This window comes from Ruegeria sp. YTSC192 (genome assembly GCF_059609705.1).
Window position 1 is genome coordinate 115,898 of the sequence record NZ_JBXWMG010000010.1, and the last position, 21,225, is coordinate 137,122.

Genomic DNA, 21,225 nt, shown 5'->3' on the forward strand with positions numbered 1-21,225 from the left:
TTTGAATTCTGGGGGACATGCAGACGCATCTACCTCACGCAACCATCGTCGGGGCGCCCAGCCCAAAGCGTTGAACCAGATCTCGTCTGTATTGCAGTGAAAACTTGTCGGCTGGAATGTGGATTTCCGCCATCACATTCAGAGGGATTTCTTCCGGACTCTGGCTTGCCACAAGCGGTTCATCCTCCTCATTCACCACGGTTTGATATTCAATATATTCTTCCGCGGTTGCCCCGGGGATATTGGTCTGAATGATCTGGAAAATCGCCGATTCCGTGGCGCTGACCGGAGACGCAACATCGTAAATATGACTGTATTGGGTATCACCGCCCTCTGGCGGCCTGTATTCCAGCATCAGATCGGTGGCGAAAGGATAAGTCAGCCAGTGCAGGTATTGCACCTCGCGTTCCCGCGTCTCACCGGCATTGTCAAAGAACATGCGTTCAACTTCGGTGTACGGTAAACGCAGATGCAGCCCCGCGTCCGTTTTTTCCAAATGATAATCCGGGATTGCAGGCTTGTCGCGATTGCCGAACGTCTTCACGTGAACCCACGACAGATGAGCGACATCGTTGAAGTTTTCCGTATGCCGACTGGCTGAGGCGTTCCAGAAAGCGCGCGGCATTTCAAACGTCTGCCAACCGGGCTCATCCACGTCCATTTGCGGCCACTCAGGAAGCGGGTGGATAGGGTCCTGCTTCAGGCACACCCAGATCAGCCCATATTTTTCAACCACGTTGAAACTCATCAGGCACAATCTGGGCGGAATGCGGCGCGACTGATCTTCGACGGATGGAATCTTGGTGCACTTTCCCTGTTGGTCATAGTGCAGCCCGTGAAACGGACAAACAATGTTCTTCCGCTCGTCATCAAGCCAACCGAGACTCAGCTTGGCACCCCGGTGCACACACAGATCACGGGCACAAGCTATCCCATCAACCGTGCGGTAGAGCACAAGATCGACGTCCAGAAGCCGTGCCTTTTCCGGCTTTTCGTCAACGTCTTTCGAAAAAGCCACCGGGTGCCAGAACCCCGCAAGGATATGCCAGTCGCTTTCCGGCAGGGAACAATTGGTGGGAACTTCCGAGCTATGTTTGTGTTCAGTTGAAAGAAACATGATCACCTCGCTTATTCGCGCACGTAAGGGATACCCAGATGCGCGGGTTGTTCAGAGCGTACTCTGATGCCCATCATGGCGATAATCGCGACGATATATGGCAGTGCCAAAAGCAACTGGTACGGGATTTGAAGGCCAATGCCTTGCGCCTGAAGCTGGAAAGCCTCAAGGAACGCAAAGACCAAGACCGCAATCATGATGGGTACGGGCTTCCAGTTGCCAGCGATGATGATCACGATCGCCAGCCAACCACGCCCACCCGTCATGCCCGGAACGAACCTGTCGGTCAGCGCGAGCACAAGGACCGCCCCTGCGAGCCCGGCCATGAAGCCGCCAAATGCCAGCGCAGCATATTGCCTGCGGCTTACACTCAGCCCCTTGGTATCCAGAGCTTTGGGATTTTCCCCCAGCGAGCGGAGTTCAAGCCCGTACCGGGTGCGATACAGAAAATACCAGGCGACCGGCACCATGAAGAAGGCAAAATAGGTGAACAGATGCTGGTCGAACAGAATTTCCCCCAGCACCGGAATCTGCGACAAGCCGGGAATTGCCACTGTTTCGAACGTATCGATGGTTGGCGTAAACCCATCACCATAGCTCTTGAGGCTTTCCCGATACAAAAACAGGGTCAGGCCAGATGCCAGCAGGTTGATTCCCAATCCGGTCACGAACTGATTGATCTTGAGCGTTACAGCCGCAAAGGCCATCGACAGATGCACCGCCATTCCCGTCAGCACGGCCGCCAACAGACCGATATAGATCGAGCCACCTGCCAAAGTGGCAGAATAGGCCGCAAAGGCGGACATCAGCATGCTGCCTTCGACCCCAAGGAACCAGATCCCGGCCCGCTGCACCACAAGCTCACCGATTGAGGCCAGCAAAAGCGGTGCCGAGATGCGCAGCATCGCCGCGAACATGGACACCAGGATGGTCTGTTGAAGAAGGTCACTCATCTGCGGTCACCCTTTTTAGACGGTACCGAAACAACACCGAAGACCCGAGGAATATGATCAGGATGATGGCCTGCATGGCCGAAATGATCGCCGAAGACACATCTGCGATGACCTGCATGAACAGCCCGCCATTTGCCAGGCCACCAAATAGAAGCGCCACGAACCCGATCATGATGGGCCGCAACCCTGCGATCACTGCGATGATGATCCCGGCCGAACCCAGCCCGACCAGAAAGTTCTGAGTAATGCGCAAATCTACTCCAAACGTCTGCCCGGCACCACCCAACCCGGCCAGAGCCCCTGAAAGCATCAGCACAATCAGGGTCATACGTTTGGGGTCAGTACCCTTGTATTTGGCGGCCGTCTTGTTTTCTCCAAAGGCGCGCAATGCATAGCCGAACGTGGTCCGCGACAAGGTAAAATGAACCACAATGATCGCTATTAGAGCCAAACCAACCCCAAGGTGCAGGTTGTCCCCCACTGGCAGGTTCGGAAACCGCGATGCCTCGGGCACCTGCGCGGTCTGAAGGTAATATTCACCCGGAGCCATCCATAACCGGCTCGTCAGCAGGTAGGACAACAAATAGACGATGATGTAATTCAGCATGACCGTCGAAACGATCTCATCGACGTTGAACCTGGTCTTGAGCAGACCGGCCAGCCCTCCCATAAGCGCGCCGCCCAAAGCCCCGGCCAAGATAACCAGCGGAACCAGAAGAACCGGTGGAAGATCCAGAGTGCTGGCAATCAGATAGGCCATCATCGAACCGGCGAAGACCTGTCCTTCCTGACCGATGTTCCAGATCTTGGCGCGGAACGCGATGCCGGTGGCAAGACCCGTAAAAACAAGCGGCGTCGCTTGTATCAACGTGCCTTCGAAGCTTTCCCAGTCTCCGATCGCGCCGATCTTTAGTGCCGAAAAGGCTTCGATTGCATCAAAACCCAGTACCTCAAGCAATATGGCAGAGGCGGCGAAAGCCAAACCGACAGCTACTACCGCCTGCAGGGCTATTCCCAAAACCCCCACTTCCGGGCGCTTTTCAAGTCTGAACGATTTAGGCATTGGCTCGCCCTTCCGCCTGCTGTCCCGCGTCGCGCTGACCTGCCATCAGCAAACCGATTTTTTGGATATCAACTTCGTCGGACCTGAATATCCCCATGATTTCGCCCTTGAAAACCACGGCAATTCGGTCGGACAACGCCAGGATGTCCTCAAGCTCCTCCGAGGCGAGGACGATGGCAAAACCCTCGCGCCGCTTTTCCAGAAGCATCTTGTGGACATATTCAATCACGCCCACGTCCAGCCCTCGGGTGGGTTGATTGGCCAATATACAGCATGAGGCCGACCAGAATTCGCGCGCAAGAATGATTTTCTGCGCATTGCCGCCCGACAGGTTTTCGGTCACTGTGTTCGCGCCCGGGGTAACGATCGAGAACTTTTCGATAGCTGCTTGGGCAAATTCCTGAATACGCCGGAAATTCAGGAAAGGGCCGTCCGAAAACTGAGGGTTCGCCTGCAGGCCAAGGATTGCGTTTTCGGCCACACTGAATGTCCCAACCAACCCTGCGCGGAATCGGTCATCGGGAATGTAGCCGATACCGTGTTCGATCATTTGCCCCGGCTTTTGATGGGTGACTTCTGCTCCGTGCAGCCAGATCTGACCGGAGTCGGTGTTGCGCACGCCCATCAGGGCTTCGAACAATTCGTTCTGACCGTTGCCCGAAACACCTGCGATACCCAGTATCTCATGCGCCCGAACCTTGAAGCTCATGCCTTTGACGGCATGCTGCTCCTTGTCGTTGCGCACGCGCAGACCAGCGACTTCCAGAATTGTCTCGCCCGGTTCAAGATCTTCCCGGTTGCTTTGCAACATGACCGGACGACCGACCATCATCGAGGTCAGGTCTTCCTTGGTCACCTCGGCGGTTCTTACCGTATCGACCAGTTTGCCCTTGCGCAAAACCGCGACGTGATCCGATTGCATGACCTCATTCAACTTGTGCGAGATCATGATGATCGACAGTCCATCGTCGGTCATCTTGCGGATAATCTTGAACAGCTTGTCGGATTCCTGCGGCGTCAGAACCGCGGTGGGTTCGTCCAGGATCAACAGCTCGGCCCCAAGATACAGCGCTTTTACGATCTCGACCCATTGCTGCTCGCCCACCGAAAGCTGCCAGATCTTTGCATGCAGATCGATTCCAATGTCGTAACGTTCGCAGAGATCCCGAATGCGAATCTCGGCTTCTTCAAGACCCAGGGCCCAACCTGCGTCATGTGTGCCAAGAACGATGTTCTCGATCACGGTCATCGGGTCGACCAGCACGAAATGCTGGTGGACCATACCAACCCCACGTGCAATCGCATCGCGTGGCGAGTGAAACTCTATCTCTTCACCGTCATAGAAAATCCGCCCCTTGTCCGCCTGATAGAAGCCGTAGAGACAGGAAGACAATGTGGACTTCCCAGCGCCGTTTTCGCCCAGAAGGCACAGGATCTCGCCGCGCTCGACCTGAAAGGACACATCGCTGTTTGCGACGACAGACCCAAACGTTTTGGTCAAACCTTCCACGCGCAAATGCGGTGGGCTGGGATTTGCATTCATCTTGGTATTCCCGATGACGTAAGCGTGCGGCTCCGGGCGTTTGGCCCGGAGCTCACAGATCGAAACTTCCGGTCAATCCGAAACCGGCGCTTCCAGGATAAGAGGGACCTCGATCTCACCTGAAATGATGCCAGCCCTTGTCTGATCGACTTTCGCCTTCAGTTCGGCTGGCACTTTGTCATCCAGATCGTGATAGGGAGATATATCGCCACCACCTTCGGCCAGCCCGAACCACACGGCCTCGGTATTGCCGTTGAACGAGCCGCCATCGGATTTCGCCGCGCTCCACTCCTCCAGCATCCAAGTCAGCACGGGGTCCCAGTTGAGGTTCGTCCCGCTCAGCACCACATCAGGCGCCATGCTTGAGGTGTCTCTGTATTTTCCAAGGCAAAGAATTCCCTTGTCCCGGCAAGCCTCATAGACCTCACCGGCCATCAGATACACAATGTCGGCCCCTGCTGCGTTCAAAGCATAGGTGGCTTCGGTCGCTTTCGGTGGGTCGTACCAGCTTTCGATAAAGGTCAGCTTCAGCTTGGCATCCGGATTAACCGACTGCGCCCCGGCCCTGTAAGCATTCAGTTGGTCATTCACATCCTCGGCTGGAAAGCTGGCAACAGCACCAACAACGCCGGTCTCCGACATGCCAGCCGCCAGGACGCCCAGCAAATACGCGGCCTCATGCACACGTCCCAGAGCAAGGTAGTGGTTTTCGCCAGTGTTGTAGTTGCCCGACCCCAGAGATACGAACATGATATCTGGATATTTGCCCTGAAGGTTCTTGATCTGATCGCTATGGGCCGAGGCACTGAGAATGATGTCATACTTGCCGGATTTGGCCAGCAGATTGATCACGCTCTCCGCCTTGTCGCCATAGACGGCGTCTTTGGCGTCATAGGTGACGTTCAGCCCGCCCGGCTTTGCCTCGGCGATCCGATCCAGAGATTCCTGAACCGTCTTGTCCCAGCTTCCTTCCGGGCCAACCGAATACATCAGGGCAATGTTGACGTCGTCCGCCGCCTGCGCCCCGGTAGCGCCTCCCATGAAAGCTGTTGCCGCTGTCAGCACGCCGGCAATACCGGCCCGCACAATCCGTCCTGGGTCCATTATTCTCATTGGAACTTCCTCCTCTGATGTCAGGTGTTTTTTGGCACCACCTGCGATGTATTCACCCACCCCAAAACGCGGCGCCGATCTTATAGTGTTCTCATTCCTCCACTTCAGGGAATTCGGTCAGCCGCTTTGCCAGCCCACGTAAGAGACAGGCCGAACCAGCACATGCGGTGCCTCCTGAAGCTGTCATTTGCGTCTTCCGAACTCCTTCGTTCTTTCAAATCAATCATTTTGCATCGCCAGCGCGATGTCCTGCGCCTTGATCGGCACGCGTGGCAGGTCAAGACCTGTGGCCGCTCGGATTGCGGCGGCAACAGCCGGTGTCGAGCACAGGCTTGGTGTTTCACCCACCCCTTTTGCGCCGTAGGGGGCCCCATCTTCGGGCTCCTCGATCATCTTGATTTCAACGGGGGGCATGTCTGCAAAGGTCGGGATCAGATAATCGGTGAATGATCCGTTCTGGACCTTACCATCCTTCAGCAGAACCTCCTCCATCACCGCAAGGCCAAGACCCTGCGACGAGCCACCTTCGATCTGACCGATCACCGAGAGCGGGTTGATCGCCTTGCCGACATCCTGTCCGCAAGTCAGTTGCACCACGCGCACCAGCCCCAAATCCAGATCTACATCGACCACAGCCCTGTGGGCTGCAAACAACCACGAAACATCAGGATCGCCCTGCCCGGTTTCCGGGTCTACACTTGTGGTTTGCCGGTGGCTGTATTGCCGTTCCAGCTCAATGAAGTCCTTGCTGATGTCGGTCACCGCAATGTCGATTGCTCCATCATCCGAGATCACTCGGCCACTGCGGATCGACAGGGTGTCCGGGGCAACGCCATGCTGCTCAGCACAGATTTCTTTAAGCTTTTCGCCCAGATCTTCGCAAACCATGCGGATAACCTGGCCCGACATATAGGTCTGTCGGCTGGCTGCCGACGAGCCTGCCGAGCCGATGTCACCTGTATTGGCGGGCTTCAAGACCACGTTGTGCAGGCCCAGAACCTCAAACGCGATCTGACGCACGATGGTTACAAACCCCTGCCCAAGTTCAGCCGCCGCGCAGATGACAGTCAGCCGGTCACCCTCTAGTTCAACGCGAGCACGGGTGTCGTCGTCGTACCCTTCCGCATAGGCGATATTCTTGTACCCAACTGCAAACCCAATCCCCCGGCGAATGCGGGACCGTTCCGCCGTGCGCCCTGCCCCACCGGGCAAGCCATAGCTGTCAAGATTGTCCGAACCTTCTGGTGGAAGCGGAAACGCAGCGGCAGCGTCCAGGCATTCACGAACCGGAGCAGGGACATCAACCACCTGACCGGTCGGCAATTTGTCACCCTTGCTCAACACATTGATCCGGCGAATTTCAACCGGGTCCATGTTCAGTGCCCGGGCCAGTTTGTCCATCTGGCTTTCATGCGCAAAACAGGCCTGCACTGCGCCAAACCCCCGCATCGCACCGTTCGGATGATTGTTGGTACGGACGACAATCGACTCAAGCTTGGCATTGGGAACCACATATGGACCACAGGCAAAGCGGGCGGCATTGCCTGCTACCGAGAATGAGCTGGACGCATAAGGCCCGCCGTCCAACAGGAGGCGCGCTTCGACCTTGACCAACTTGCCGTTGCGATCGGCGTGGTGGCGGTACCACATCTTGGCCGGGTGCCGATGCAAGTGCCCGACAAAGCTTTCGTCGCGCAGATAGCTCATCTTGACGGGCCGGCCCGTATGCAGGGCCAATATGCAGGCATGGCCATGGACGGACCAGTCTTCGCGTCCGCCGAATGCGCCGCCGACACCCGCCAGATGCACACGCACCTTTTCCGGTGGCAGGTTCAGGCAAGGCGGCAGCTGGATATGATCCTGATGCAGGCCCTGAGTGGCCACATACAAGTCAATTCCACCGTCTTCGGCAGGCACTGCCAAACCGCTCTCGGGACCAAGGAATGCCTGGTCCTGCGAGCCCATTTCATAAACACCTTCGACCACTACGTCGCCGCTTATGTCAGGGTTCCCGTACAGGATCGGCACCCGACGGACGACATTTCCGTCAGGATGGATCGGAGGTGCGTTTTCGGCCAACTCCGGGTCAGTGAGCGGTTCAAGAACGTCGTATTCGACACGGATCAGATCCAGCGCCCTGCGGCAGGTTTCGGTATCCACGCCTGCAATGACTGCGACCGGATCCCCTTGGAATCGCACAACATCGCTGCACAGTAGCGGCTGATCCGGTGCCATGAGGCCATAGTTCTGCTGCCCCGGCAGATCGTCCGATGTCAGTACGGCAACCACACCGTCCAATTGCCGGGCGGCACTTGTGTCAATGCTGACGATCCTCGCCGAAGGATGCGGCGACCGTAACGTAGCCCCCCACAGCATATCGGGATGATTAAGGTCCGAGGAATATTCGAAATCACCCGTAACCTTGTCGACGGCATCGGGGCGGATCAGCGATGCGCCGACGCCAAGCTCACTGTGTCCCAGCTTGCTGTTCATGCCTGCACCGCCCGGTTTTCAGCCACTTTCACAACTGCATCCTCGATCCGTCCATACCCGGTGCAGCGGCACAAATTACCTGACAGGGCTTCGTGGATTTCCAATCGACTGGGTGCGGCGTTCCGGTCCAGCAGATCCGTGATCGCAACAACCAACCCGGGCGTACAAAACCCGCATTGCACCGCGCCAGCATCCACCATTGCCTGCTGTACGTCCGACAAGGCATCGCCATCTGCAACGCCCTCGACCGTTTCAATTCGGGTCCCTGTAGCCGCCGCTGCCAACTCCAGGCAAGAACAGGTTAGCTTGCCATCAATCATGACCGAACAAGACCCGCATTCACCCTGCTCACAGGCGTTTTTGGTGCCCCACAGATCAAGTTTCTCTCGTAACACGTAAAGAAGGCTTTCGCCCAGCCAATCGGTCTGCACCTCATGACTGACGCCGTTGACGTTCAGTACATATGTGTCTTTGATTTCCATTGTTCCCATCCTCAGATCACCCGATCCAGCGCACGTTTTGCCAGCACCTGAATAGCGTGTTTGCGGTAATCCGCCGTCGAACGATGATCATCGATCGGTCGGGCTGCCGCACTGCAAAGCTCGGCAAATCTTGCAACGGCGCTGCGATCAACCAGCGTACCGCTCGACCAGTCGATCTGATCATTGATGTAGGTTTCAGCTTCGGTGCACCGGATGATCTTTGGACCGACGGCGCCAAGGGCGCAGGCCATTTTGCGGGCGTCTTCGTCCACGATCAGTGCCAGATTACAAACGGCAATAACCATGGCATTGCGCTTGCCGATCTTGAGGAATTCCTGCCGCCCTTTCGCAACCGGAAGCGTGACGGACACGATCATTTCACCCAGCTGCAGCGCGTTGCGTTTGACGCCCGTGATAAAGTCAGACACCGGTAGGGTCCGTTCGCCCGACACGCTTTTTACCGTTACGCTCGCCTCCAAAGCGTATAGCACCGGCAACGTATCGCCCGCAGGCGAGGCTGTCGCAAGGTTGCCCCCAAGCGTGCCGGTATTGCGGATCTGGGGTGACCCGACGGTGCGCGCAGCCTGCGCCAGAGCCGGGGCCAATTCTGCAATACCCGATGTCATAATCTCGGAATATTTGACGTTGGCCCCTATTGTCAGGGTTTGATCGTCACACGACCATTCACGCAGTTCGCCCAGATTGCGCAAACTAAGCACTGACGTCATCTTTCGATGACGATAGTTCAGTTCGGTCATCAAATCCGTGCCACCGGCCAAAACATCTGCTGAAGGATGTTTCTGTAGTACAGACAACGCGTCATCAAGCGTATCGGGTAGGAAAACCGTCATGTCTGTTAACGTCTCCGAATATCAAATCGGCCCGAAGGCCCGGTAAGGTGTTCGATCAGCGAGGTTCAGGCAAACTCCGGCAAACCAAGAGAAAGAACGTCGAGCGGCGATGGGTGATGCCAGGGCTTTCGTAGTATTTGCGACTGTGCTCTCCACCCTAGAACCTATCCAGTACTTTTGCCGAATTTCTACACGTACGCCCGAGAATACTCAGAGCGAATTGGTATTTGTCAAATACCAGAATTACTTACTATGCATAAGTTAACTGTTATAGGTATGGGAGTGATTTATTCACGAAACACCACTCCAGAGGCAACGTTAGACCTTTTCGAAAACAACCGCCCAAACTCTCCGGCGTCCCAGCGTCAACCAATCTCGTTGCACGGATTCTGCCATAAGTAATTCCTTTTGAGATACATAGTATTCGCGTCTTTGACATATACTTCTTAAGCTCTCAGTCTTGCGGCAAAACATGTTTTCAGCCGGGAGAAGCGCACATGTGTAACAACCATCAGCCTACTGACGGTCAACCTGGTCATCACGATCACGATCACTTTGACGAAGACGGCACATTCAAAATGTGCGGTTTATCGAAAGAAGAACTGGAAAAAATCAAACATGAGCTTCAGCCGGAACCCCTGTTGGATAAAGGCGGGCACAAGGTTTCGAAAAGCCCCTGGGGACCCGCGGACGAGATCGGGCGGCTGAACTGGATCACACCGGAATCCGTCGCCAATATCATCGCCCGTATGGATGGCCGCAAAGTGTTTGACCTGAATGTGGTCTACGAATCTTCGATGCCGTCCTGGACCGAGGCCGGAGATCCACCGTTTTCGATTTGGATGACCCATACGCCTAAGGGGGAAATCGCCCATGGCCGTTCCGGGTACAGTGGCGAGATTCACAAGGAATACAGCTACTCCGGCGACGCGATCTCGATGTATACCCATTGCGGCACGCATATCGATACGCTCAATCACATGGGCTATTGGGGCAAGCAGTGGAACGGCTGGACCCAGGATGAACATCTGGGGTCGATGGTCTGGACCAAGGGCGGATCTGACCGCTATCCGCCGATCATCGCGCGGGGCGTGCTGCTGGATGTCGCCGGTGCGATGGGCGTGGATATTCTTCCGGACCACTATGAGATAACGCCTAAAGATATTCGCGACACGGCTTTGAAACAAGGCGTTCGGTTCCGCAAAGGTGATGTGGTTCTGATCCGAACCGGCAGAATGCGGATGTGGCCAAATATCGACTACCTGGCAGGCTCACCCGGGATCGGCGTTCCAGCAGCGAAATACCTGCTAGAGGAATGCGGATCCATGTGTCTGGCCGGAGACAATATCGGCCTCGAACCGCAGCCTTACCACGGCCAGTACGCGCCAGTGCATTGCTACATGTTCGCCACAGCAGGTGCCCAGATCATCGAAGTGGTCAACATGGAAGAAATCGCAGCCGAGAAAATGTACGAATTCGCGTTCATGGGCTTCCCGATGAAAATCTTTGGGGCCACCGGCGCACCTATGCCTTCCGTTGCCATTCCACTGAGGGACTGAACCAAATGCTGAAACCGTTGCGGCTCGATAATATGGACATCGTCGTGAAAGACTTTCCGGCGATGGTGGATTTCTACAAAAATGTGCTGGGCTTGCCGTTGCATCCGCATGGGTACGAGCCCGAAAAAGGTTGGGCCATGTTCATGTGCGGTGACACGGATCTGGTACTGCTGAGTGTCCCGGACGCACCACGCGACCCGCACCAGCGCACCGGCAACTATGTGAACGATCCGGCGGGCGTGCACAGCTTCGCGATCCATGTCGAGAACATCGACGAAGCCATCGCCGAGTTGGACAAGCACAATGTGCAATGGGCTGACAAGATGATGCACTATGGCGCGGGCGCGTTTCTGGAAAAAGCACCCGAAAGGGACTTCCCCGGCATGTGGTATCGGTTCCGTTCTTTCTATGACCCCGAAGGCAACGTGACCCACCTGTGCGAAGTGCATGAACCCAAAGGATTTGATCGTTCGAAATTCAGCAGGACGCAATCATGAGCAAGCTACCGCAACTCACCTATTGCATGACCATCGGTCTGGACGCGATGTCGCTCTGGATCTCGTCGTTTCACACCAACAACCCTTCGATGCTGTCACGCGGCGAAATGGATGTGACGGGCTGCCGCCGCGTTCTGGACATCCTCGACCGTTTCAACATCAAATCAACATTTCTGGTGCCGGGCCATACTGCGCTGGCGTATCCCAATCTGATCAAGGAAATCCGGGATCGCGGCCACGAATTCGCATGGCATGGCTGGATGCACGAGGATGTCCGGGATTTCACAAAGCACGAACAGCGTCTGATCATCGAGCGTGGGCTTGAGGCGCTGGATCATGTTGTTGGCGTACGCCCACGCGGGCATGTGTCGCCTGCCTGGAACATGAGCACTGACACGGTCGATCTGATCGACGAGTTCGGGTTCGAATTTGACGGCAGCCGCATGGCAACCGACCACTTGCCGGTTTATGTCCGAAAGGGCGACACATGGACGAAGGACCAGCCATTCCAGTTTGGTGAACTGACCGACATTGTAGGCATTCCGGTTGCGTGGATCATGGATGACGTGCCCATGTTTGAATTCGCCTGGGGCGAGATTCCGGGCCTTAAATCGCCGGCGCATGCAGAAGAGATGTGGTATGGCGAACTGGATTATGCAGCGGAAAACTGTCCGGGCGGCGTATTCAATTTGACTGTCCATCCGCAATCCATCGCGCGTGGCGCGCGTATCCGCGTGCTGGAACGCCTGTTGCAGAAGGCGAGCGAAATGGAAAACGTCACCTTCATGAAGCAGTCCGAATATGTCGATCTCTGGCGGGCCGAGAACCCGCGCGAAGACTGGCGCAAGAAAAACCCGGAACTGGCCGGCGATGGGTCGATCCGGGTTTTGCCATCCATGGCAAAGCCCGCCTGACGCTCTCTCCCATGTCAAAGCGGATTCTTGTTATCGGTGGCACTTCTCGTATCGGTCAGGCGGTTGTCAAGCGCCTGACCGGTCGAGGCGACGTCGTGGTTTTCAACGGGCGAAATTCAGAAACCGGTGACGCAATTGCGAAGGAAACCGGTGCAGTTTTCTATGGTTGCGACTACCTGACACCCGGCGCGGCGGAACACATTGTCGGGCAATCGGTGTCAATCCTGAATGGTCTCGACGGGCTTGTTCTGGCAGGCGGTTTGCTGCATGTGGCTCGGATCTCGGAAACCACGGACGAAGCCTGGGATGCGGTTCTGGAAAACAACCTGATCTCGCCAATCCGTATTGCACGGGCGGCAATGTGGGAATTGTCCAAAGACGATGGTGGTGCAATCGTCACTATCGCCTCGGGAACGGCCCTGCGGCCCGAGTTTGAGCTGGGCGCATATTCGGTTGCCAAGCGCGGTGTGCACTGGATGACCAACATGCTTGCGGTCGAAGGCGGCCCGCGCGGTGTCACCGCAAACACGATCTGCCCCGGCGATTTGGCAGATGGTATGCAAAATATCGCAGTCACCCCTCAAATGCGCGAGCTTGGCGATCCGTTTGTACCACCTTCGGGCCAATTGACCGAAGCCGATGACATCGCAAATTGTGTGGAATTCCTGCTGGATGGAGGCCCGTCCTTGACGGGTGCGGCGTTGACGGTCGATGGCGGGTTGCGCGCAGCGCTCAGGGCGAACAAGGTGCATCAGGGATGAGTGATACCACCCAAAAAACCGCATTCGTGACTGGCGGCACCTCAGGCTCGGGCCGGGCAGTTGTAACAGCATTGGCCGACGACGGATGGCAAGTGATATTCACCGGCCGCGATACCACGCGAGGCGCCGAAGTGGCCGAGGCAACCGGTGCGCGGTTCATTCAGGCCGACGCCAAGGACCGCAAAGCCCAAGACTTCGCCATTGCCCGCACTCTGGACCAGTTTGGCGGAGCACCCGATCTTTTTGTCTCTTGCGCCGCAATTGTTTTTGAAGAACCTCTGGCCCGAACACCAGATGCAGCCCTGCGTGAGGTGATGGAGGTTAATCTGACATCTGTCTTCCGGTATTCCCGCGCATATTATGAAGGCATGAAAGAACGCGGCCACGGTAATATTTTTCACGTCGTCTCGGACAGTGCGCTGGTGGGTATCCATCACCTTCCGGCCTACTCGATTTCGAAAGCGGGACTTCTGAGCATGTCCGAAGCCCTGGCCGCCGAAGCCGTTATGCATGGCGTGCGCGTAAACGCTATTTGCCCCGGCGCGACCCATCCGGGCGTGCAATCCACCATCAAAGGGTATGAACACCACCGCGAGAACGACAGCCGTTGGGGTCCTGCTCCTTCAGGTCGGCACAACAATAATGCGGATATCGCCGATGCGGTGATGCTGTTGCTGTCTGACAAGGCCGAACGTTGCGCCGGTGTCATGCTGCGGGTGGATGGCGGTGCCTCGGCCACAATGCGCGGAGGAACCCGTGCCTGACAGCGCCAGCGACCAGATCATGCAGGTCTTTGCAGCCATTGACCGGTCAGAGGTCAATGTCCACGCCTACAAGCAACTGTTGGTCCAAGACGCGCGCGCCGACGCAAACCGGTTGGGCAAAGAAGCCCCCAGGTCCCCCATTCATGGTTGGCCATTCGGGATTAAGGAAGTTTTCGACGTAGCGGGTGTAGCGACCTCAGGCGGATCGCCCGTCTTTGCCGGCAGAGTACCGGATGAAGATGCCGCCGTTCTGCGCCGTCTACGCGAGGCAGGTGCCGTACTGGTGGGCACACAAATATCCCATGAACTGACTTGCGGCGCGGATGAGCCGCCCACGCGCAACCCATGGGATTTCGCTCGCTACCCCGGCGGCTCCAGCGCAGGTGCCGGAGTTTCAGTTGCCGTCGGATCCGCACGATTTGCGTTGGGAACCGACGCCGCCGGTTCAGTGCGCATTCCGGCAGCAATGACCGGGACAACGGGTTTCAAACCATCAGCCGGACGGATCAGCACAGCGGGTGTGTTCCGCAAAGCCACCGCACCTTCGATTGACAATGTCGGTATCGTCGCGCGCGACGTGCAAGACCTGAGCGCCGTATTTGACGTGATTTCGGGACCTGACGCAGATGATCCGCGCACACTTTGGGCAGCGTTTCCAGAGCTGAAACCGTTGATGCTGCCGGATGTCGATGGCGTCACATTGGCGGTTCTGGGGCCTGAAACCGTTGCCGGCCTGAATGAAGTCTACGCGCTGGAGCCAGATATTGCTGCTGCTTTTAACGCCGTATGCGCCGAATATCGTAGCGCCGGTGCCCGTGTGGTTGCCGTGGAAATCCCTTTGATTTGTGAGGCCATCGGCGCAGTTGTGACTTTTTTCGCGACCGAACTGGCGGCGGCTCACCGGGACTGTCTGGCCAAATACCGCGCGCAATACTTCCCGGCCATCGCCGATATGCTCGAAGCGAACCTGATACCCGATCAGAACGCACTTGCAGCCGCTGTGAACCTGCGCGGTAATCTGCGAAAGGCGGTTGACGCGGCGCTGACCGATTGCGGCGCAGAATTCCTGCTGACACCAACAACACCCCGCGTCGCAATGGAGCTGGCAAGTTTCGATCCGGCTGAGGAACTGGGCAGTCTGATCCCCTACACCTGCGGCTTCAATCTGACCGGCCATCCGGCGCTGAGCCTGCCCAGCGGATTTTCATCCGATGGTTTGCCGATTGGTCATCAGATTGTCGGCAAATTTGGTCGTGATAGTGAGGTTCTGGCGTTGGGCCACTTGTATCAATCCAGAACGGATTGGCACACCAAGCGACCCTGACGCCGTTATTTCCACGGAATTTTGTAGCCGACATGAGGGGCCGCGGCGGCGTCTTCCATGATCGGCCCCACGACATTGATCGGGTGATTCAACGCGGTGTCAAAAACCTGACGGCAGGACATGTCCAGAACACGCGGATTGGAATTTTCGTTCTCCCACAATTCGGCCAGCCCATCGGCAGACAGGCCAAAGACCACATTGCTGATCCCGACAAAAAACGCAGCGCCCGCACACATCGCACAAGGCTCGCAGCTTGCATACATAATCTTGTCGCTCAGTTCTTCGACGCTGTATTTGCGACTGGCCATGCTGAGCAAATTGGTTTCCGCATGACAGGAAAAATCATTCTCGGTGAATTCGGTGTTTTCGGCCTCCAGCAAAATGTTACCATCCATATCTGCTAAGAGCGCCCCAAATGGTTTGTTGCCCTTGGCGCGTGCGCTTGCCGCCAGTTCTATTGCGCGCAACATCATCGGTTCGTGGTCTATTTGGTTCAGAGGATTTTTCGCGGATTGCATGGGTTACCCTTTTTGATTTGAGTATGACGATATCGCCTAAGTCTTTTGCTTTGGCTTTTTACGTGAAAGGCGGTCGCGCGACCGCCGCTCCAGCAGGCCACTTTCCCTGATGATCTGTGACACCAGATGCTCGCGGCGGTAAGCCATGATGTGGATGCCGGATATGCCGGGGATGTCGCGAATTTCCTCGATCAGTTCGATACATGTCCTTAGCCCTTCAAGCGACTGATCCGCTGCAGCTTCGATACGATCGATCACAGCGTCCGGAATATGAATGCCCGGCACATTGGTCCGCATCCAGCGTGCCGCCCGCGCCGAAGCCAGCGGCCCGACACCCGCCAGGATAAAGATCTTCTGATCCAGCCCCATATCTCTGACCCGGCCCATAAACGCCCTGAACCGGGGGATGTCGAAAATGTAGTTGGTCTGGATGAAATCGGCACCAGCAGCGACTTTCTTGGCCAGCCGATCGGGACGCCACTCCAGCGGCTCCAGACAGGGGTTTTCGGCTGCACCGATGAACAGCCGGGGCGGTTTTGAGATTTTCCGACCCGAAAGAAATACGCCATCCTCGCGCATTGTCCGCAATGTGCGCAGCAGTGAAATCGAATCCAGATCAAACACGGGCTTCGCACCGGGCTGATCCCCGGCGCTGACATCGTCACCTGTCAGGCACAGGACATTCCTGACGCCCAAAGCGGCGGCCCCAAGCACATCACCCTGAATCGCGATGCGGTTTCTGTCACGGCAGGAGATCTGATAGACCGCCTCATAGCCAGCCTGAGTAAGCAGCGCGGAAATCCCGATGGACGACATATGGCAATTCGCCCCTGAAGCGTCGGTGGCGTTAATCGCGTCCGATACCTCGCTCAGCGGCTGGGCCGCGCGATAGACATCTTCGGGGTCGGCGCTGTCGGGCGGGTTAAGCTCGGCCGTGATGGCAAATTTGCCCGCTTTGAGCGCCCGTTCCAGCCGACTGCCTGAAACCAGCCCGTCCGGCAGATCGGGGTAAGCGGCAAATGGCGTTTTCTCACCGAGGGTCATGACTTGGGCTTCCCGTCGGTGCCGGGTTCTGGTGCCAAAGGTGCGGTGGCCGGTTCCTTGCTGCGTGCCGAACCAAAGGCCTTGGCGATGATCGACCGCCGCGCCTCGCCCGCCTCGCGCAGGTTGGCGGCCTTTTCTCGCGACACCCGCAGCCACGAAGACGACCCTTTCAACGAATGATCAACGGGCGGAAGTACGATCTCGATCTGGTCACCATGTTTCATACGTGAGGCCCCATCCCACGCGCAGACCCAGACGCATTTCATTTCAGGTTTGACCTCGCAGTACCCACCGGGACGAACGCCTCCGCAAGGACCGTTGCGCAGAGTTTTGGGGCAGTTCATCGGGCAGGACATCCCTGTCGATGACAACGCGCACTGCCCGCACATCTTGCAATCGAACAGGAAAGACTTGCTGAGCATTTCGATTATGGCAACGGGTCGCTCTACGCGCTTGTACCCTATCCGTTGGAATAGCGGATCGAGCGCCACGAGGCAGGCCTCAACCCAGCGATAAACCCGCTCGAAACCGCGTGAATGGCGGACTGCAAATAATCTAACGCGATACATGCTGCGACCTCATTCGTTTGGCTGTCGCTGCCGGGTTTGGCTCTTGTGACCACTGTTCAACAGGTTGCCACAACTTCGGGCGTCTACTCCACAAGACGTGCCAGTGTTCTGTGCAACGGGACCTATCCTGCTGTTGCCTCACTCGCGATGATACGGCCTACCCAGTGATGCGGGTTCATGCGACTTTGATCTGAACACCGCCAGCATGACCAGCGACGCAAAATACGGCAAGGCCAGGAACAATTGGCTGGGTACGGATATATCAACAACCTGAGCGTGGATTGCCAATGCCTCCAGAAAGGCAAATACCAGGATGGCCCCTACAGTTCGGAACGGCATCCAGTTGCCCGCGATGATCACCACGACCACCAGCCAGCCACGTCCGGCGATAAGCTCAGGCACGAATTTCTCGGAATACCCAAGCATCAGGAAAGCGCCGCCCAGCCCTGTCATCACGCTGCCTATCATGACGGCCAGCGCCTGACGAATACTGACGTTCAACCCTTTGACGTCCAACGCCTTGGGGTTTTCTCCAACGCAGCGAAATTCAAGACCGGTGCGTGTACGATACAGGAAATACCACGCAACAAAGGGCAGAACAAAAGCCAGATAGCTGAGAAGACGATGGGAAAACAGGATTTCACCCAATACGGGGATATCCGACAGAAAACCGAGATCAAGCGGTTCAAAGCCGACAAAATTCGCCGCACCTGCCTTGGGTGTATAGCTTTGGAACCAAAAGAACACCAAACCGGCGATCACGATGTTCAGCGCGATACCAGCCATGAATTGTTCCGTCTTCAGGATCACCGTCAGCAACGTGGTGATCTGTCCGACGATGGCGCAGACGATCATCGCAATCAGAACCCCCAGCCAGGCACTGCCGGTCGCGCTGGCACCGACGAACCCCATGAATGCGCCAAGCAGCATCATACCCTCGACCGACAGGTTCCAGATCCCGCTGCGCTGCGTGATCAATTCTCCCATTGCCGACAATATGAGGGGCGTTGCGATGCGGAACATCGCTGACAACATGCTGACGAAAAGCGCAACGCTAAAAAGTTCAGCCATCGGTGCGCCCCCGTTTGATTTGATAGTGCACGGCAACCGCTGCTATCAGGAACATGAGCAGCACTAACCCCTCAATGACCGAGGCCATGCCCGAAGGCGTACCGGTTTTGAACCGCATGAACAGCGCACCGTTCTTCATGCCGCCGAAGAAAAGCGAGGCCAGGAATATCCCGCCCGGACGCAGACCGCCGACCATGGCAACAACAATACCTGTGCTGCCAAGACCAAAGAACGTATCTGTCGTCAGGCGATGGGCGGTTCCGAACAACTCACCGACACCGGCCAACCCGATGCACGCGCCAGACAGGGCCAATACGACGACCGTCACGCGGTTGACATTGATGCCACGAAAGATTGCAGCAGTCCGGTTTTCTGCAGTCGCCCGGATTTCGAACCCCAGCGGCGTACGCCGCATAAGGACCGATACCCAAACAGCCACTGCAATCGCGATAATCAGCCCGATATGCACGTGGTTCGATCCCGAACTCAGCAAGACTGGCCATTCCAGTGATTCCGGCAACGGCCCGGTGCGGCGGTAGGCGACTGTTGTGTCACGCTCCATCCACGGACCACCGTCCAGCAGATAGTTCATGAGGTTGTAGATGATGTAGGTGATCATCACGGTCGAGACGATTTCATTGATATCAAATCGCAACCGAAGCCACGCGGAAATCGCAGCCAGAGATCCGCCCGCCACAACACCTGCAACGGCCAAAATGGGGACAGTCAGCCAAAGTGGCGCATCACCCAGGCTCAGGCTGATCCAGTACGCCAGCAACGCCCCTGCAACCACCTGTCCTTCTTGCCCGATGTTCCAAATTTCAGCACGGAACGCGATTGCAGATCCGACACCAATCAGAAAGATCGGCGTCGCCTCTGCCAGAGTGCCATAAAGCGCGCGCGCGCTACCGAAGGCACCTACGAACAAGGCAGAAAAAGCCTCGGCCGGATTTCCGCCAGAACCCAGCAGGATAAGTGCTGATACGATCAGCGACAGCGCAAGCGCCGCGCCATAGCAGAAGATGGTCCACCGCAAATCCGGCTGTGTTCGTTTTTGCAAGGCTTTCAATTCGGGACTCCTGCCGCCGTTGGTTCCTGGCCCGCCATAAGCAATCCCAGTTCAACAAGGTTGGTTTTGCGCGCATCCACGGTACCGACGATCCTGCCCCGATAGAAAACCGTGATCCGGTCGCAAAGGCGGATCAGGTCGTCCAGCTCTTCCGAGGCCAGAACAACCGCGCTGCCTTCTTTCTGCTTGTCCAGAATCCGACTGTAGACAAATTCTGCAGCAGCCACGTCCAATCCGCGCGTCGGCTGATTTGCCAGAACCAGTTTGCGGGAATGCAGAAACTCGCGCGCGAGTATGACCCGTTGTGCATTTCCGCCTGACAACTGCCCAACCGGCTGCTGTCCTGATGCTGTCGCGATGGCATAATCGTCTATCGCTTCCTGGGCCAGTTCGCCCATGCGACGCTTGTCAATAAACGGCCCGTTGAGATAGAGCGGCGAGCGCTGCCACCCCAGGATCATATTTTCCCCCAGCCCGAAGGTCGGAACCAATCCTTCGCGGAACCGATCGTCGGGGATAAAGCCAACGCCGTGATCCAGCATCTCGCGCGGCGATGGGTCGGTTATCTCTTCACCGTTCAGCCGATACCGACCTGCGGTTCGGGGCAATACACCCAGCAACAATTCGAACAATTGCTTTTGGCCATTGCCCGCAACACCGGCGATTCCAAGGATTTCGCCTTCCGATACGGTCAGCGAAATGTTCCGCAGCGCGGGGTCTCCCCATTCATCAACTGCCGATATCTCTGACAGTTCCAGAACCGGTTCACCGATTTCTCTGTCATCGGCTGCTGCGATCTGTAACACCTTGTGGCCAACCATCAACGCAACCAGTTCATCGGCACTGGTTTCAGCGGTTGGCAAGCTGCGGACAACCTTGCCACGCCGCAGAACCGTGACCATGTCGGATTGCATAACTTCGCGCATCTTGTGGCTGATCAGGATGATCGACAGACCGCGCGCGCGCATACGGTGCATGACCTCGAACAGAACATCCGATTGTTGCGGGGTCAGAACCGCTGTCGGTTCGTCAAGGATCAGCAGTTCGGCGCCAAGAAACAGGGCCTTCAGGATTTCGACCCACTGCTTTTCGCCAACCGAAAGATCGCGAATCTGCTTGTTTAGGTCCAGCTGAATCCCGCATTCACCGCACAGTTCCAGTATTCGTGTTCTGGCGTTGTTCTGATCCGCCGCCGTACTTACGCCCGGCGCACCAACAAGTATGTTCTCAAGAATTGTAAAGGTATCAACCAGCACGAAATGCTGATGGACCATTCCAATCCCAAGCTCCAAGGCATCCGAAGGCGAGGTCAACGCAACGTCCTTGCCCTTGAAACGGATATTGCCGCTATCGGCTTGAAGCATGCCATACAGGCAAGCCGAAAGAGTCGACTTGCCTGCACCATTTTCACCGAACAAACAGTGGATTTCACCAGCTTCAACCACCAGGTTCACGCTGTCATTTGCTGTTACGGGGCCAAATCGTTTGGTCAGACCCTCGACTCTGAGCAGCTCGGTCAT

The 21,225-nt window shown here is 56.7% G+C and carries 20 protein-coding genes; 6 read left to right on the top strand and 14 right to left on the bottom strand.

Going from position 1 to position 21,225, the window contains the following annotated elements; all coding sequences use genetic code 11:
* Positions 1-34: 34 nt before the first annotated feature.
* The 8 genes from AC2FD8_RS14910 to AC2FD8_RS14945 form a co-directional block, all read right to left on the bottom strand.
* Positions 35-1,117 (bottom strand): Rieske 2Fe-2S domain-containing protein, encoded by a 1,083-nt coding sequence (locus AC2FD8_RS14910; protein ID WP_496857420.1) that lies wholly within the window; start codon positions 1,115-1,117, stop codon positions 35-37.
* An 11-nt stretch (positions 1,118-1,128) separates the two neighbouring features.
* Positions 1,129-2,070 carry an ABC transporter permease gene (locus AC2FD8_RS14915; protein ID WP_496857236.1) on the bottom strand — a complete coding sequence of 314 codons (942 nt, stop codon included), beginning with the start codon at positions 2,068-2,070 and terminating at the stop codon, positions 1,129-1,131.
* On the bottom strand, positions 2,063-3,097 hold the full coding sequence (locus AC2FD8_RS14920) for an ABC transporter permease (RefSeq protein WP_496874313.1): 1,035 nt from the start codon (positions 3,095-3,097) through the stop codon (positions 2,063-2,065). Before AC2FD8_RS14920 ends, AC2FD8_RS14915 begins: the two co-directional genes overlap by 8 nt.
* A gap of 28 nt (positions 3,098-3,125) precedes the next feature.
* Positions 3,126-4,676, bottom strand: a complete 1,551-nt coding sequence (locus AC2FD8_RS14925; protein WP_496857232.1) for an ABC transporter ATP-binding protein — start codon at positions 4,674-4,676, stop codon at positions 3,126-3,128.
* A gap of 72 nt (positions 4,677-4,748) precedes the next feature.
* Positions 4,749-5,789, bottom strand: coding sequence for a BMP family lipoprotein (locus AC2FD8_RS14930; protein WP_496857230.1), 1,041 nt, complete (start codon positions 5,787-5,789; stop codon positions 4,749-4,751).
* A 219-nt stretch (positions 5,790-6,008) separates the two neighbouring features.
* Positions 6,009-8,282 (bottom strand): xanthine dehydrogenase subunit D, encoded by a 2,274-nt coding sequence (pucD, locus tag AC2FD8_RS14935; protein ID WP_496857228.1) that lies wholly within the window; start codon positions 8,280-8,282, stop codon positions 6,009-6,011.
* Complete coding sequence (locus tag AC2FD8_RS14940; RefSeq protein ID WP_496857226.1) at positions 8,279-8,764, bottom strand: (2Fe-2S)-binding protein; 486 nt, start codon at positions 8,762-8,764, stop codon at positions 8,279-8,281. Before AC2FD8_RS14940 ends, pucD begins: the two co-directional genes overlap by 4 nt.
* Positions 8,765-8,775: 11 nt before the next feature.
* Positions 8,776-9,615: an FAD binding domain-containing protein gene (locus AC2FD8_RS14945; RefSeq protein ID WP_496857224.1), complete on the bottom strand. Its 840-nt coding sequence runs from the start codon at positions 9,613-9,615 to the stop codon at positions 8,776-8,778.
* 497 nt (positions 9,616-10,112) lie between these two features.
* On the opposite strand from AC2FD8_RS14945, the gene AC2FD8_RS14950 reads away from it, so the two are divergent.
* From AC2FD8_RS14950 to AC2FD8_RS14975, 6 genes are read left to right on the top strand one after another with little or no spacing between them, the layout of a single operon-like run.
* Positions 10,113-11,174: a cyclase family protein gene (locus tag AC2FD8_RS14950; RefSeq protein WP_496857222.1), complete on the top strand. Its 1,062-nt coding sequence runs from the start codon at positions 10,113-10,115 to the stop codon at positions 11,172-11,174.
* A gap of 5 nt (positions 11,175-11,179) precedes the next feature.
* Entirely contained in the window at positions 11,180-11,671 is a 492-nt protein-coding gene (locus AC2FD8_RS14955; protein ID WP_496857220.1) for a VOC family protein, read from the top strand.
* Entirely contained in the window at positions 11,668-12,585 is a 918-nt protein-coding gene (locus AC2FD8_RS14960) for a polysaccharide deacetylase family protein (protein ID WP_496857218.1), read from the top strand. The genes AC2FD8_RS14955 and AC2FD8_RS14960 overlap by 4 nt, the downstream gene beginning before the upstream one ends.
* Positions 12,586-12,596: 11 nt before the next feature.
* On the top strand, positions 12,597-13,346 hold the full coding sequence (locus tag AC2FD8_RS14965; RefSeq protein WP_496857216.1) for an SDR family NAD(P)-dependent oxidoreductase: 750 nt from the start codon (positions 12,597-12,599) through the stop codon (positions 13,344-13,346).
* Entirely contained in the window at positions 13,343-14,110 is a 768-nt protein-coding gene (locus tag AC2FD8_RS14970) for an SDR family NAD(P)-dependent oxidoreductase (RefSeq protein ID WP_496857214.1), read from the top strand. The genes AC2FD8_RS14965 and AC2FD8_RS14970 overlap by 4 nt, the downstream gene beginning before the upstream one ends.
* Positions 14,103-15,434 carry an amidase gene (locus tag AC2FD8_RS14975; RefSeq protein WP_496857213.1) on the top strand — a complete coding sequence of 444 codons (1,332 nt, stop codon included), beginning with the start codon at positions 14,103-14,105 and terminating at the stop codon, positions 15,432-15,434. Before AC2FD8_RS14970 ends, AC2FD8_RS14975 begins: the two co-directional genes overlap by 8 nt.
* Positions 15,435-15,439: 5 nt before the next feature.
* On the opposite strand, the gene AC2FD8_RS14980 is transcribed toward AC2FD8_RS14975, so the two are convergent.
* From AC2FD8_RS14980 to AC2FD8_RS15005, 6 genes are all read right to left on the bottom strand, one after another.
* A complete protein-coding gene (locus AC2FD8_RS14980) occupies positions 15,440-15,952 on the bottom strand; it encodes a nucleoside deaminase (protein WP_496857212.1) in 513 nt (170 codons plus the stop codon).
* Between the two features lie 36 nt (positions 15,953-15,988).
* Positions 15,989-16,996, bottom strand: a complete 1,008-nt coding sequence (locus AC2FD8_RS14985; RefSeq protein ID WP_496857210.1) for a methylenetetrahydrofolate reductase — start codon at positions 16,994-16,996, stop codon at positions 15,989-15,991.
* A complete protein-coding gene (locus AC2FD8_RS14990; RefSeq protein WP_496857208.1) occupies positions 16,993-17,565 on the bottom strand; it encodes a methylenetetrahydrofolate reductase C-terminal domain-containing protein in 573 nt (190 codons plus the stop codon). Before AC2FD8_RS14990 ends, AC2FD8_RS14985 begins: the two co-directional genes overlap by 4 nt.
* Positions 17,566-17,703: 138 nt before the next feature.
* On the bottom strand, positions 17,704-18,636 hold the full coding sequence (locus AC2FD8_RS14995) for an ABC transporter permease (RefSeq protein ID WP_496857206.1): 933 nt from the start codon (positions 18,634-18,636) through the stop codon (positions 17,704-17,706).
* Positions 18,629-19,705: an ABC transporter permease gene (locus AC2FD8_RS15000; RefSeq protein WP_496857204.1), complete on the bottom strand. Its 1,077-nt coding sequence runs from the start codon at positions 19,703-19,705 to the stop codon at positions 18,629-18,631. Before AC2FD8_RS15000 ends, AC2FD8_RS14995 begins: the two co-directional genes overlap by 8 nt.
* On the bottom strand, positions 19,702-21,225 hold the full coding sequence (locus AC2FD8_RS15005; protein WP_496857202.1) for an ABC transporter ATP-binding protein: 1,524 nt from the start codon (positions 21,223-21,225) through the stop codon (positions 19,702-19,704). Before AC2FD8_RS15005 ends, AC2FD8_RS15000 begins: the two co-directional genes overlap by 4 nt.

Bases quoted from the DNA above. Each gene is read 5' to 3' on its own strand.
- AC2FD8_RS14970 (WP_496857214.1), top strand. From the start codon at position 13,343: ATGAGTGATACCACCCAAAAAACCGCATTCGTGACTGGCGGCACCTCA.
- AC2FD8_RS14960 (WP_496857218.1), top strand. From the start codon at position 11,668: ATGAGCAAGCTACCGCAACTCACCTATTGCATGACCATCGGTCTGGAC.
- AC2FD8_RS14940 (WP_496857226.1), bottom strand. From the start codon at position 8,764: ATGGAAATCAAAGACACATATGTACTGAACGTCAACGGCGTCAGTCAT.
- AC2FD8_RS14915 (WP_496857236.1), bottom strand. From the start codon at position 2,070: ATGAGTGACCTTCTTCAACAGACCATCCTGGTGTCCATGTTCGCGGCG.
- AC2FD8_RS14910 (WP_496857420.1), bottom strand. From the start codon at position 1,117: ATGTTTCTTTCAACTGAACACAAACATAGCTCGGAAGTTCCCACCAAT.
- AC2FD8_RS14995 (WP_496857206.1), bottom strand. From the start codon at position 18,636: ATGGCTGAACTTTTTAGCGTTGCGCTTTTCGTCAGCATGTTGTCAGCG.
- AC2FD8_RS14945 (WP_496857224.1), bottom strand. From the start codon at position 9,615: ATGACGGTTTTCCTACCCGATACGCTTGATGACGCGTTGTCTGTACTA.
- AC2FD8_RS14955 (WP_496857220.1), top strand. From the start codon at position 11,180: ATGCTGAAACCGTTGCGGCTCGATAATATGGACATCGTCGTGAAAGAC.
- AC2FD8_RS14990 (WP_496857208.1), bottom strand. From the start codon at position 17,565: ATGTATCGCGTTAGATTATTTGCAGTCCGCCATTCACGCGGTTTCGAG.
- AC2FD8_RS14965 (WP_496857216.1), top strand. From the start codon at position 12,597: ATGTCAAAGCGGATTCTTGTTATCGGTGGCACTTCTCGTATCGGTCAG.
- AC2FD8_RS14950 (WP_496857222.1), top strand. From the start codon at position 10,113: ATGTGTAACAACCATCAGCCTACTGACGGTCAACCTGGTCATCACGAT.
- AC2FD8_RS14980 (WP_496857212.1), bottom strand. From the start codon at position 15,952: ATGCAATCCGCGAAAAATCCTCTGAACCAAATAGACCACGAACCGATG.
- pucD (WP_496857228.1), bottom strand. From the start codon at position 8,282: ATGAACAGCAAGCTGGGACACAGTGAGCTTGGCGTCGGCGCATCGCTG.
- AC2FD8_RS15005 (WP_496857202.1), bottom strand. From the start codon at position 21,225: ATGACCGAGCTGCTCAGAGTCGAGGGTCTGACCAAACGATTTGGCCCC.
- AC2FD8_RS14925 (WP_496857232.1), bottom strand. From the start codon at position 4,676: ATGAATGCAAATCCCAGCCCACCGCATTTGCGCGTGGAAGGTTTGACC.
- AC2FD8_RS14985 (WP_496857210.1), bottom strand. From the start codon at position 16,996: ATGACCCTCGGTGAGAAAACGCCATTTGCCGCTTACCCCGATCTGCCG.
- AC2FD8_RS14930 (WP_496857230.1), bottom strand. From the start codon at position 5,789: ATGAGAATAATGGACCCAGGACGGATTGTGCGGGCCGGTATTGCCGGC.